Below are 12972 nucleotides of genomic sequence, written 5' to 3'. Positions count from 1 at the left end.
GGTGGATGGGTTGAATGTCGCCCGCCAAGGGTGTCTATCTGAGCGAAAGGTCTGAAAGGAATTGCCGTGGGACAGCACGAACTGCCACCCAAGACAGGTGTGTTCTACATCAATCTGGATCGTGTTCCCGCCCGTCGGGATTTTATGGAACGGCAGTTCGCGCACGCTGGCCTGTCCGCTGCCGTCCGTTTCAGTGCCGTTGACGGGCAGCGAACTGGCGCGTTGGACCAGAACAGCTATGTTCCCGGCACTGGTAGCCGTTGGGGGCTGAAGCAGAGCGAGATCGCCTGTTTCGAAAGCCATCGTGCCGTTTGGCAAGCCGCCGTCGATCAGGACTTGAGGGCTGTGGCTGTTTTTGAGGATGACGTGGAAATGTCCAGCAGTGCAGGGCGCGTTGTCACCAATATTCTGAATGAAAGTTCCAAGTTTGATTTTGTGAAGCTTGATTATTCCCCCCGAGAGTTGCGATTTGGGACCCTTCAGACCGTTGGCGTAGTTGACGTGCGACCGATGTTGGAGATGGCACCAAGCGCTGCTGCGTATGTCTTGTCGAATGCCGCCTGCCGTAAGCTATTGGCCTGGTCCACCGCCTATTCCGACCATCTGGATGACTTCGTCTCGATCCCGCGTGCGGATTGGCGCATGTTTCAGAGCTTTCCGGCCGTCGGTGTGCAGGTTATCTGGTCTCAGCATCAGGAACAGACGCAAGAGGATGTTAAGGTCAGCGAACGCTCTAGGGATCGAAAAACCAACAGCGGCCTGGACAAAGGGCCCACTTGGTTCCGCTTGCGACGAGAGCTTTTGGCCGCACAGCGGAAACTGTATTGGCGGATGGGTGGCCAAAAGCGGCTGATCCGGCAGGGCGGCTTTGTTGGCTTTATTCCTTGTGCGGGCGATCTCAACGTTTAGGCGCGTCGTTTTGTGGCGCCGCGAGCCCATTCGGTGCTTTCCGCACGTATTAGCGTTAACAAAACTGTCAGTTTGATATAACGTTGTGGTGTTGTTTACGGGTGGCGCACGGGTTCGCAGCATGAGTCAGACGATTTACGAACGCTACGGTGGGTTCAAAACGATCAGTCGGATCGTTATGACGTTCTATGAAATGGCCTTGGATTCCGATCAGATCGGAGGGCATTTTGAAGATATCGATATGCCACGTCTGATCGACCACCAGACCAAATTTGTATCTTCTTTGGTCGGTGGACCCGCTTCGTTCAGCGATGAGCGTATCGAGGCCGTGCATCGGCACCTCAATATTTCACACGAGGATTTCGATGAGATGGCTGCGCTGTTTGCGCAGGCGCTTGAAATGCACGGGATGGATGACTCTCATGTTAAAATCGCGCTAGGGGCCATTGAATCGAAACGCAGAATAATCGTTACACGCAGCGCGGCATGAGCATTTTAGCGATAAATGAGCAACTGTTACGCGCTATCGGAGTCGGTGTTGCGGTTGTTCGCGCCTCGGACCTTGGCTTTGTCTTTTACAATGGTCCGTTTTCAGAATGGTTCGGCACACCGGCTGAGGGCCAAACTCTGTTGGACGTTTTCCCGACCCTTGATCAGCGTGAGTTGGAAGACGTCAAGCAATCGGGGTTGCGCTATTCCTTCGAAATGCAACTGAAGCCAAAGCGCAGGACTTTGGTTTTTGCGACGGCCATTTCATTGGCCAACGGCGCGGAAGAGCAGCTTTTGGTCATTGAGTGCCAGAACATCACCCGCATTCGTGAATTGGAAAGCATGATCGACAGCTACTCGACCATGGTGGAACGCAATACGCGCGAATTGGAGCGGGAAAAAGAGCGGGTTGAGCGGCTTTTGCTAAATCTGATGCCGCGCGCTGTGTATGAAGAATTTAAGACGTTTGGCGTTGTCACGCCTCAGCTTTACGATCAGGTTTCAGTTGTTATGCTTGATTTCGTGGGCTTCACCGACTTTGCCGCCAAGACGGATCCGACGGTTACACTGAGTGAATTGAACGACATTTTCACAGCTTTTGACCGCATCGTCGAACAATTTGGCTGCGAGAGGATCAAGACTATCGGCGACGCGTATCTTGCTGTATCCGGGATGCCGGATGCTACGCCGGACCATGCGACCGCAGTTGCACATTGTGCAGTCCGGTTCTTGCGGTACTTGGAACGTCGCAACGAAAGCCACCCGCACAAGTGGCAGGCAAGAATTGGTCTGGGAATGGGCCCCGCCGTGGGATCTGTGGTTGGGATTCAGAAATACGTCTACGATGTGTTCGGACCTGCGGTTAACATTGCGTCTCGGCTGCAAGTCTTTGCCAACCCAATGAATATTGTCGCTCCGGAAGAGATGAAATATGCGTTGATCGACGAGTTTCAGGTCTCCGACTTAGGACGCGTTGACATCAAGGGTATGGGCGAGATGGATCTGATCAATGTGACGTCGGGGTTGAGCATGCCACAGCCCCGGCATTTGTTTTAGTCATCGTCATTCGTCGGGTGGCACCAGTCCCAGTCCGCGCAAATAGATGCCTATCCCTGATTCCAACAAGTCCTCGGGTGGGAACGGAGAGCTTGCACCAGTATTGCGCGCAAATAGCTCTACCACCCCGTGGCTCATGGCCCAGATATGAGCGCTGAACATCGAGGCCGGAGGGCGCTTTTCTGGTGGGATATGTTGGGACAGGTCAGAGGCGGCCTTTTCAAGTACGCTTTTGGCGCGGTTCGCGGCCAGTGAAAGTTCCGGCGTACGATTGAGCGAAATGCCACTTTCGAACATCGCGATATAGTGACCGGGATGCTTGCGGGCAAAAGCCAGATAGGCCCGCCCGGTGGCCTCGAACGCAGCCAAAGCTGACGGCTGCCCTTTGTCGTAGGCATATTGCATCAGATCCGCGAACATCTCGAAACCCTGACGAGCTGCCTCGGCAATCAGATCCTCGCGACCCTGATAGTGCCTATACACTGCAGCGGGTGTAACCCCGGCAGTCTTTGCGGCCTCGGATAAGGTGAAGCCGGTCGGGCCCTTCTTTTCAATCAGCGACAAAGCAGCCTCGATCAGCGCTTGTTTTAGATTGCCGTGGTGATACCCGCGTTTCGTCATCTCCTGATCAGCTGCCTTTGTTGTCGTTGTTTGTTGTTATTTCGACATAATCCGTGACCGGGCTTCGTCCAATAGCAACAGTGGAACACTCATGCATCCCAGATGTCCGGACCGCCACAGATTTTCGGGTCATTTTCACCGATGGCATCTGCGTCTTTTTCATCATAGTCGATCGCGTGCAGAACCGTCCGGATTGCAGCCAAACGCGCGCGTTTCTTGTCGTCGGAACGAACGATCGTCCAGGGACAGTGGTCAGAATGGCTGCGGGTCAGTGTTTCGCTGATCGATTGCGTGTACTCGTCCCACTTACTAAGCCCAGCGACATCAATTGGACTAAGTTTCCATTGTTTGAGGGGGTCAGTTTCGCGCGCAAGAAACCGGTTTAACTGTTCGGCGCGACCGACATTCAACCAGAACTTAAACAACTGGATACCGTCATTGACCAGCCCGGTCTCAAGCGGCAGGACCTGTCGGAAAAATCTTTCGCGCTCAACAGCTTCGCAAAAACCGAAAACGTTTTCGACAACGCCGCGGTTGTACCAGCTGCGGTCAAAAAACACGATTTCTCCCGCCGCAGGTAGATGTTGGATATAGCGCTGGAAATACCACTGGCTGCGTTCCTGATCCGAGGGTTTACTGAGCGCAACATTGCGTGCCCCGCGCGGGTTAAGATTTTCTTGGAACCGTTTGATTGTACCGCCTTTACCTGCGGCATCGCGGCCTTCGAAAATAAGCGCAATGCGGCTGCCGGATTCTTTTACCCAAGATTGCATTTTGACCAGCTCGACCTGCAGAGCCTCGATCTGCTTGTCATAGTCCTTACGCTTCATGCGCTCGTTGTAAGGGTATGATGGATTGAGGATGTCGTCTTTGTCGGATTTCTCGATGGCCGAGCGGACATCCTTTGGCGCTTCTTTACGAAAGTATTTTTCAATAGAGCCTTTTTCAGACCGGGCCATACCTCACCTCACAATAAAACCCATAACTTACTATGGATTAGCCGGCGAATTAACGCAAACCTGCCCTTTGGGCTGCGCGATCAATGGCTGCGGCGACTTCGGGGGCTGCGACGACCTGCGGCATGTGGCCAATGCCCTCAAGCTCGATCAGCTCTGCGCCGGGAATCTGTTCGATCAAGCGATGTGAGTGCCAACCAAGACCCACGGTGTCATCCGCAGTGCCGTGTACGATCTCGGTCGGTACGTCGATGTTCTTATAGCTGGGTTGCAGGGCGCGCACTTCTTCCAGAAGGTTGGCACGTTGTTTGGCGTTGGCGTGCATCGAAGCACGACGGATCGTTAAGCCGGTGCCAAAATGGTCTGCATATCCTTCAGGGGCCGTTTGAGGCGCGAAGACGCGATCCAAAGCTTGTTCGACATACCATTCCGGAACAAACGCACTGATCAGCGGCAGCGCCAGCACATTTCCTGTTGGTGTTGAGGCCATCTTGTTGAACTCATCTAGAGGTGTCTCCCACGGGATGGCAGCCGGCGCGATCAGGACCAGCGCTGAAAGGTTATCAGGACGCTTCACTGCCCATGCCAGAGACACAGCCCCCCCATAGCTTTGCCCTGCTACTACAGGTTTCTTGGCGCCAATTTTTTCAGCCGCTTTTTGCAAGATTTCTGCTTGTTCTACAATAGTTTCTCCGTCGGGATTAAAGCTATCGCTATATCCCAGGCCGGGACGGTCGAATACGATAACCCGGTAATTTTTGGCAAGGATCGGCGCCAGCGCAAAGGTCATGTCGCGTGTGTTGCCACTCGATCCATGGATCAAAACAACATCGGGGCCATTACCCATTATGACAGCGTGAATGCCGACGCCATCAACGTCGATGATCTGGCCCTCTGGTGGGAAAGCAGTTTCCGCGCGCGCCTTGTTGTGCGACTCGCGCCAAGTGGTGATGACGGCAAGCCCAATGACGAGCAAAAGAACTGCTATAAGCGCTTTAACGGCCAATGTTTTCCATCTCGAACGGGGTGGACTGATAAATTTCGTTGACCCAGTTACCGTAGAGCAAATGCGCATGGCTGCGCCACCGGTTCTGCGGCGGGCGACTTGGATCGTCGTCAGGGTAGTAGTTCATTGGAACGTTGATTGGGGTACCGTTGGCCACGTCGCGGTCATATTCCTGTTTCAGCGTATCACTGTCATATTCGAAGTGATTAAAGATATAGATCGCGCGGTGAGCTTGATCCTCGACAAGGCACGGTCCGACTTCGTCACTGCCCAAAAGCGTCTTTAACCCCGAGGCGGTGTCGATTTCGGATTGCTTCATTTCTGTCCAACGGCTGACAGGGATAACGCAATCGTCCGAAAAACCCCGTAAGAAGGGCGACGCTGGTGCAAGATTACTGTGACGGAAACAACCAAACGCCTTGGCGTCCAGGATGTGCTTTTTGACGCCGTGGAAATGATTGATCATCGCCATTCCACCCCAACAAACGCCAAAAGTCGAATGGACATTGGTCTGAGTCCACTCAAAGACTTCGCTGATTTCGTCCCAGTAGGTAACATCATTGAACTCAAGATGTTCGATAGGTGCACCGGTGATGATCAGGCCATCAAATTTCTGATCTTTGACCTCCTGAAACGGGCGGTAGAACTCAGCCATGTGTTCGGCCGCAGTATTTTTCGTGCGATGCTCGGTCATGCGGATCAACGACAGGTCGATCTGCAAAGGCGTCGCGCCAATCAGGCGGGCGAATTGGTTTTCGGTCTGAATCTTTTTCGGCATCAGGTTCAGCAACCCGATCCGCAAAGGGCGAATATCCTGACGCATTGCCTGATCCTCGGCCATGACCATGACACCCTCTTTCGAGAGGACGTCAAATGCGGGCAGGTCGGAGGGAATCTTGATTGGCATCAGTGCAAGCCTTTGGAGTTACAGTGTAGAGGCGGTAATTAAGCGTGGTTAGCGCGGGTCTCAAGGGTACGTTCGATCAACTCATCGAAATCACCCGCGTCACGAACGCTGTGCATATCATTTGCAGTGACCGTCACGCCCCAATTGTCGGCCATCGCCTGATAGCGCGGTTGCCGATGCGCTAACGCGCGCGCATAGGTCCACCGAACAAAAGCATCTGGATCGACCTCGGTCGCGCTGCAGCCTTGTTCTGCAAGATATTCCTCCCAAACTCGTGTCAGGAACTCTGGCTGGTAGGACATCGGTTTAGGGGCTTTGTCAAACCTGCGGACCAACTCGGCGGTGTGATCCTCATCGCCTTTTAACCAGATCATCAATGTCTGGTGCGACAATTCCGACAAGACCGGATCGCGCGCATCATCGGGATCAACCCACTCGCAAATAGAACCGCCCGTGTCGCAAATGAAATGCGGATATTGGTACAGGCGCTTGGCACGATCAATGAAATACTCGGTGTCCAGAAGAGCGTGAATTTCGGCCAGGCGAAACTGCTCTTGTCGGCGGCGATACTCCGACAGCTCCAACCCGCCGAGCGCAGGATTGCCCGGCTTGCCCAGGTAAGCGGCAACAGGGGTCAGGTTTTCGAACGAGATATTCGAGCCAATGTAAATCGAATCCGACAACAGAAGATCGCGCAGAAAAGGGACCTTCATGGCTTGGGCTTTGGCGTTATCGATAATGTATTCGCCCATGTAGCGTGTGCCGATGCGATAATCGATCGAGTAGTGAAACCAGTCTCCAGAATCCCTCAGGACATTCGAGACATAGGTTTTGCCAAGCCCTGACATGCCGAAGAAAAGCACTTTCTTCCGCTCTGCGTCCCGCCACTCTTTCGCCGAATTGTAGATCATCGACCGCTATCCCTTTTTTCGACCTTGCTAATTCGGGGCAGCGGCGGCGTCAATCGCGCGCAGCGGATCGGTTAAGTATTAGCAGCCCAAGCCCGAGAACCGCAAAACCTAGATATGCTTGTACCGGAAGGACTTCGTCCCTCAGGACACTGCCCAGCAGAATGGCGATGGGCGGAATGACAAGTGTTACTAACATCAGGTTTCCTGCACCCGCCATAGCCAGAACGCGGTAATACAAAAGGTACGCACCTGCGGTCGCGACCAGGGCGTAATATGTGATCGCGACCCACGTTATCGCAGGCAGATTGAGCACGGGTATCCCGTCGGTCATCAAGGTTATGGGAAGGATCACCACCGTAGCTCCAGTTAACATCCCCGCTGCTGCAACGGTTGGGGGAAGATGCGAAAGCGCAACTCTCGCCCATGCGCTGGCGAAAGCGTATGACAGGGCGCCGGCAATGATCGCCAGTTGGGCGACGTTTTGTATGTTAAAGCTCGCAAAGTTCCGCCAGCCAATGGCGATAGTGACACCCAGAAAACCTAACCCGACACCAAGGGCGCGGGCTTTAGTCAGCCTTTCGTCCCGGAACAGCATAGCGGCAACCAATACACCGAAAACCGCCGTGGCCGCGTTGAGGATCGAGGTCAGCCCGGTGTCGATATACAACTGACCCCATGCCATAAGGGTGAATGGGATAGCGTTATTCAGCAGCCCCATGACAAGAAACGCACCCCATGTACGCAGGTCGGTCGGGACGCTTTGTTGTTTTGCCCAGACTATTAGCCACAAAGCTAGCATCGCCCAGAACACACGATGCAGAACAGAAGTCATCACAGGGATTGTGTCCAAAGCGATGCGGATCGCCAAAAAGGATGCACCCCAGATCAGCCCCAGAAGTAAAAGCTCGACCCATGCGCGGCCAGAGAGATGTTTTTGATCAGCCATATGTTTGTTTCTCATATCGCCAAGGCTGGAGGCGACCCGAAACATGCGAAAAAGCCCCACCGATTGGGCGGGGCCTTTGAATGGTTTGGATTAATCTGATTAGTCCAGCGCGTAGGTCAGCTGCAGACCGACGCTCCAGGCCGAGTTTCCGCTGAACTCGCCGCCAGTGGTTGTGGTCGCGTCGCCGATATCAGTGTAGCGAATACCGCCCGAGATCTGAGCTTTCTCAATCGAGTAGGTGCCACCGACGCCGACGCTCCAGAAACCGTTGGTCGGGCCCAGGTTGGACACCTCGGAGCCTGTGTCTCTTTCATAGCCCAAGGAGAATGCTCCGGAGAATTCATCCGAGAACTGATAGCCCACACCCAGCGTGTATGTGAACGTTTCGTCAGCAAAGCTCACAAGTGGATCACTGTTGGGCGGCAGCGCTGTGAACGCCTGAGGCGAAACGTCAGCCTGCGGCCAATCAACCCAACGCACGGAGCCGAAGACCAGAGTTTTAGGTGCAACGCCGGTTTGGAAATCCAAGTTGATGGACTGAGGCGTCTCGACTCTGGTTGTTGAGTCCTCGGTCAGGAGAACAACACCTGTCGGTCCCAAGGCATTGAAAGATTCAGTAGTGCCTATGTCGTGGGTGATCTTAGAATTGTAGACCAAAGAAACACGCGCGGCAATTTCAGGACGCTCCCAAGCAACACCTACCAGATATCCAAAATCCGTTGTGTTGTCGAAATCCACTTCGTAACCCAAGACAGCGGGAACAGCTACGTTTGCATCAATTCGCTGACCTCGGATACCACCAAGCGCGCTGAAACCGTTTCCAACTTTGTAACGAAGCACGGCGGTGATGGCATCGACATCGGCTTCTGCACGCAGAACATCAGTTCGTCCACCAAATGGTGCAAGGGGGTTTAAAGAAAGCGGGTAATTCGACGGGTACTCAACGTCTGCACCAAAGGGCTGATCATAAAGAAGCGCAAAATCCAATTTATCCGTCAGGGCCCGTTTGTAGCCCAGACCCGGAGAGAAAAAGCTTTCACCGACGTTTCCGGAATCCACACCATTCTGCTCACCGCTGATATCGGGGTTTGCGTAACCCAGGCGCGCCTGGACCACCGAACCGTCTTCGAAAATCAGGTTGATGCCCTGACCGCTGCGATCAAGTCCTGCGGCATGCACGCCAGTCGCGCCAACGCACAAAGCGCACGCCTGTAGAAGCGCCTTTTTCATGAATTTCCTCCCTTATACTTTCCTGTATGCTGCGCAGTGCTGTGATGTGAGTGCGCGCAGTGTGGTGTTTACTTATGATGCTCAATATTCACTCGGGGTTCATTTTAGCGTCAACTGGTGACGGTGCGTTACTTGCGCTGAGTGTCGCGAGGAACTGTTGCTAAACTGTTACGATTTTCGGCGTGAACGTTCAGAAAGATACCTGCAAAGATCACAACGGCCCCTAAAAGCGTCCAGTGATCCAGTGGTTCTTGGTAGAGAATCACCCCGACAATCGCGATTGTCGGCAGTCTGGCGAAGTCGAAAGGCACCACAACTGTGGCCGGAGCAATCGCCAGAGCGTTCGTAATACAGAAATGCGCAAGCAACCCAGCCAGCCCGACGAGCAGCAGGAAAGGGGCGGTTGATAATGTCGGCAGGGTGATCTGGCCATCGAATGCAGAAGCGGCAAACCCGAGGCCGGCCTGAATAACAGTCAGCCAGAACATAATGCACCCGATGCTTGCGAATTGGGTCAGTTTTTTTGTCGAGATCGTCGTCAGGGCAAAGAAGATCGCAGACATGGCGGCGGCCACTACGCCCGCGCTGAGGGGAACGGCCCCCGGACGCGCCACGATGAGGATACCGAGGAATCCGATCAGGGCCGACAGGACGCGAATTGTGGTCAAACGCTCACCCAGCAGGAGCGGGGACAACAGGATCACCCAGATGGGCTGCGTAAATTCCAGTGCAAACACTTGCGCCAGCGGAACTACCGAAACGGCGTAGAACCACAGATTTTGCCCGGTGAAATGCAACACGTTCCGAACGCCGTGCAGCCCCAGCCTGTGCGTTGAGACCTGATGCCAATTACCGGTTGCCGTAAGAACAAGGCCGACCACCAAGATGCCGACAATGCTGCGGTAGAACATGATTTCGAACGTGTCATGCGTCACGCTCAGCTCGCGTCCGGCCACCGCCATTGAAGAAAACGAAGCGATCGCACCGAGCATCCATAAAGCGGCCTTGCCGATTTGCGGTCTGGAAGTTTCCATGCAAGGCCCTGTTAACTCTGATGTGTATTGTTCTGATACGTAACCGGAAATCTGTCGCGCAGAAACAAAAAAGCCGGGCGATGGCCCGGCTTTTTGCGTCATTCCCACTCGATTGTGCCCGGAGGCTTCGAGGTGATGTCATAAGTGCATCTGTTGATCCCCTTGACCTCGTTGATGATCCGCGTGGCCGTCTCGCCCAGGAATTCATGGGTGAAGGGATAATAATCTGCGGTCATTCCATCGACCGAGGTCACGGCCCGCAGGGCGCAGGCATAGTCATAAGTGCGTCCGTCACCCATTACACCCACGGTGCGCACGGGCAGGATCGCCACGAAGGCCTGCCAAATCTCGTCGTAAAGGCCGTGTTTACGAATTTGGTCGATATAGACGGCATCTGCCTCGCGTAGAATTTCCAGCTTTTCGCGGGTGATTTCGCCAGGGCAGCGGATCGCCAGGCCGGGGCCGGGGAAGGGGTGACGACCGATGAAACTCTGAGGCAGGCCCAGTTCGCGGCCCAAAGCGCGGACCTCGTCCTTGAACAGTTCGCGCAGCGGCTCGACAAGTTTCAGGCCCATTTTCTCGGGCAGGCCGCCGACATTGTGGTGCGACTTGATCGTGACCGAGGGGCCGCCGGAAAAGGACACCGATTCAATGACATCCGGGTAGAGCGTACCTTGTGCTAGGAACTCGGCCCCGTCGATGGTGTCGGCGTGTTTCTGGAACACGTCGATGAACAGCTTGCCGATGATCTTGCGTTTGGTCTCGGGGTCGGACTGGCCTTCCAGCTCACCAAGGAACAGCTCGCTTTCATCGGCGTGGATTAGCTGGATGTTATAGTTGTCGCGGAACATGCCGACGACTTCCTCGGCCTCGTTCTTGCGCAGCAACCCATGGTCGACGAACACACAGGTCAACTGGTCGCCGATCGCCTCGTGGATCAGGATCGCGGCGACCGAGCTGTCGACGCCGCCGGACAGACCGCAAATGACTTTCTTGTCGCCCACCTGTTCGCGGATTTGTTCGATCATCTGCTCGCGATAGGCGCCCATGGTCCAGTCGCCGTTGAACCCAGCCAGCCTGACGAAATTCTCATACAGTTTCGCACCTTTGGGGGTGTGGTGCACCTCGGGGTGGAACTGTACTGCATAGAAATGGCGCGAGCTGTCGGCGGTGATGGCAAAGGGCGCATTTGGAGACGTCCCGAACACCTCAAACCCCGGAGCGATTTCACTGACGTGATCGCCATGGCTCATCCAGACCTGCTCGTCACCCTCGGCGAACCAACCGTCCAGAATGTCCAGCTGACCCTTGGGAGTGACGAAGGCACGACCGAATTCGGCAGTACCGTGGCCGCTTTCGACCTTGCCACCCAGTTGGTGCATCATCACTTGCTGGCCGTAGCAGATACCAAGGATCGGCACGCCATAGTCGAAAATTTCTTGCGGGGCGCGGGGTGAGCCCTCGCGTGTGACGCTGTCCGGTCCGCCTGAGAAGATTACAGCCTTGGGTGCCATCTGGCGCACAAAGTCCATAGTAACATTCTGGTAGGGGTGGATTTCGCAGTAGACGTTAAGCTCGCGCAGGCGACGGGCGATAAGCTGCGTTACCTGGCTGCCGAAGTCGATGATCAATAGGCGGTCATGGGATGTCTGGCTCATGGTTGGCTATTAGGTTGCACGGCGGGTATGTGCAAGCGTTATGAGGTGTTTCTGACCAGATACGAGAGGGAGATTGGATCAATGACTGCCATTCGTTTCGCGAACGCGACTCAGAAAGACGCCACGGCGATCACTGATTGCATAAATGCGGCTTATTTAAGCGCGCGTGAATACCTTACCGATTTACCGGATGTGACTGCGGGTATTGATCAGGATATCGCTGACAATAGGGTGGTTATTGCCGTTTCAGATGACCGTTTGGCGGGGGTGATCATTTTTGCACGGCAAGGCGCCGAGATGAAGGTTTTCAATCTGGCCGTGTCACCAAAGGCGCAAGGGCAGGGAATTGCCGGAAAGCTGCTTGCCCGGGTTGAGGCCGAAGCGCGCGAAGCCGAATGCACCCTGATGGTATTGCGCACGCATCGGCTGATGCGAGATACCCGCGCGATCTATGCGCATCTGGGTTGGATTGAAACGGAAGTCAGCGGAAATTCCGTGGCCATGCAAAAAACACTCGAAGCAGATTAGCCCATCGATTCCGATTTTTCGCGACCTCGATGAGAGGCACGGCTGACATCTGCCCGGTAACTCCAGATCGCGATGAGGGACCAGCAAAGTATGTAGAAAATGCCTGTGAGGATAAGAAACTCACCGGGAATGGGGCCGACATCGGCTCGATCGAGGGCCTGATGAAAACTTTCAACCGGTGTCGGATGGACCGAAATCTTGACGCAAAAGGCAAGGCTCTGGATCAATAATATCCACAGATAATTCCTTCGGATTCGCCGCCCGATCGCGATCATCAGGCTGACGTGGTAGCGTGGGTGTAAATAGTCCTGAGCCAAAACCTTTTGCCAGTTCTCTTCCATGTGAAGATCGCCGTCATACAGAAGTGGTGCATAGAAATGGGTTTCCAGCCATCTGGCCCGGGCGCGCCACACATTGAAATACCGGTAGCGCCGCGCTTCGAGCATCAGGAAAAGGATAATCAGAACGCCAACAAGTACCAGTGGAAGCGGTGAAGCCTCGGGCGATGAAAAAGAAATCGACAGCGCAACGCCCAATGTGACAACTGCCCAGTTGGTCGTGGTGTCCAGTCGTGTGCGCCAGATCGTGCTCCGGTAAACTTCGCCGCGGTAAAGGTGCGCAACTGCACCAATCTCGGCCGCGTCCAGACTTTTTCGTTCCGCAGATGGGCCCGCGGCGTGAGGCGTTTCCGAATCCATGCTTACATTTTGAGCATTCGTGA

The 12972-nt window shown here is 54.6% G+C and carries 14 protein-coding genes; 4 read left to right on the top strand and 10 right to left on the bottom strand.

The window, feature by feature from the left end; translation table 11 throughout:
• The first annotated feature begins 66 nt into the window (after window positions 1-66).
• The 3 genes from AC2FNR_RS05625 (at window position 67) to AC2FNR_RS05615 (ending at window position 2454) form a co-directional block, all read left to right on the top strand.
• The gene (locus AC2FNR_RS05625) at window positions 67-909 is read left to right on the top strand and encodes a glycosyltransferase family 25 protein (protein WP_496848354.1); all 843 of its coding nucleotides are present in this window, start codon (window positions 67-69) and stop codon (window positions 907-909) included.
• Window positions 910-1030: 121 nt separating this feature from the next.
• Window positions 1031-1399, top strand: a complete 369-nt coding sequence (locus tag AC2FNR_RS05620; protein WP_170750924.1) for a group I truncated hemoglobin — start codon at window positions 1031-1033, stop codon at window positions 1397-1399.
• Entirely contained in the window at window positions 1396-2454 is a 1059-nt protein-coding gene (locus tag AC2FNR_RS05615; RefSeq protein WP_170353077.1) for an adenylate/guanylate cyclase domain-containing protein, read from the top strand. Before AC2FNR_RS05620 ends, AC2FNR_RS05615 begins: the two co-directional genes overlap by 4 nt.
• 6 nt (window positions 2455-2460) lie before the next feature.
• On the opposite strand, the gene AC2FNR_RS05610 is transcribed toward AC2FNR_RS05615, so the two are convergent.
• The 9 genes from AC2FNR_RS05610 to guaA all read right to left on the bottom strand — a co-directional run bounded on the left by AC2FNR_RS05610 (window position 2461) and on the right by guaA (window position 11723).
• The gene (locus AC2FNR_RS05610; RefSeq protein ID WP_353392948.1) at window positions 2461-3075 is read right to left on the bottom strand and encodes a TetR/AcrR family transcriptional regulator; all 615 of its coding nucleotides are present in this window, start codon (window positions 3073-3075) and stop codon (window positions 2461-2463) included.
• Between the two features lie 89 nt (window positions 3076-3164).
• Entirely contained in the window at window positions 3165-4034 is an 870-nt protein-coding gene (gene ppk2 / locus AC2FNR_RS05605) for a polyphosphate kinase 2 (RefSeq protein ID WP_496848353.1), read from the bottom strand.
• A 49-nt stretch (window positions 4035-4083) separates the two neighbouring features.
• Window positions 4084-5037: an alpha/beta fold hydrolase gene (locus AC2FNR_RS05600; protein WP_496848352.1), complete on the bottom strand. Its 954-nt coding sequence runs from the start codon at window positions 5035-5037 to the stop codon at window positions 4084-4086.
• Window positions 5027-5944: a homoserine O-acetyltransferase MetA gene (gene metA, locus AC2FNR_RS05595; protein WP_170353081.1), complete on the bottom strand. Its 918-nt coding sequence runs from the start codon at window positions 5942-5944 to the stop codon at window positions 5027-5029. The genes AC2FNR_RS05600 and metA overlap by 11 nt, the downstream gene beginning before the upstream one ends.
• Before the next feature lie 38 nt (window positions 5945-5982).
• Window positions 5983-6855: an ATPase gene (locus tag AC2FNR_RS05590; RefSeq protein WP_496848351.1), complete on the bottom strand. Its 873-nt coding sequence runs from the start codon at window positions 6853-6855 to the stop codon at window positions 5983-5985.
• 49 nt (window positions 6856-6904) lie between these two features.
• The gene (locus tag AC2FNR_RS05585; RefSeq protein ID WP_496848350.1) at window positions 6905-7801 is read right to left on the bottom strand and encodes a DMT family transporter; all 897 of its coding nucleotides are present in this window, start codon (window positions 7799-7801) and stop codon (window positions 6905-6907) included.
• A gap of 99 nt (window positions 7802-7900) precedes the next feature.
• A complete protein-coding gene (locus AC2FNR_RS05580) occupies window positions 7901-9031 on the bottom strand; it encodes an OmpP1/FadL family transporter (RefSeq protein ID WP_496848349.1) in 1131 nt (376 codons plus the stop codon).
• A gap of 128 nt (window positions 9032-9159) precedes the next feature.
• Window positions 9160-10065, bottom strand: coding sequence for a DMT family transporter (locus tag AC2FNR_RS05575; protein WP_496848348.1), 906 nt, complete (start codon window positions 10063-10065; stop codon window positions 9160-9162).
• A 98-nt stretch (window positions 10066-10163) separates the two neighbouring features.
• Window positions 10164-11723, bottom strand: a complete 1560-nt coding sequence (gene guaA / locus AC2FNR_RS05570; protein ID WP_496848347.1) for a glutamine-hydrolyzing GMP synthase — start codon at window positions 11721-11723, stop codon at window positions 10164-10166.
• 81 nt (window positions 11724-11804) lie between these two features.
• Between guaA and AC2FNR_RS05565 the strand changes: the two genes are divergently transcribed.
• Entirely contained in the window at window positions 11805-12251 is a 447-nt protein-coding gene (locus AC2FNR_RS05565) for a GNAT family N-acetyltransferase (RefSeq protein ID WP_496848346.1), read from the top strand.
• On the opposite strand, the gene AC2FNR_RS05560 is transcribed toward AC2FNR_RS05565, so the two are convergent.
• Window positions 12248-12949 (bottom strand): DUF2270 domain-containing protein, encoded by a 702-nt coding sequence (locus AC2FNR_RS05560; protein WP_170353088.1) that lies wholly within the window; start codon window positions 12947-12949, stop codon window positions 12248-12250. The genes AC2FNR_RS05565 and AC2FNR_RS05560 overlap by 4 nt on opposite strands.
• Window positions 12950-12972: the final 23 nt, after the last annotated feature.

The organism is Ruegeria sp. SATB045 (assembly GCF_059613525.1).
The sequence above is the reverse complement of the archived record's forward strand: the minus strand, read 5'-3'. Positions and strand labels throughout refer to the sequence as shown.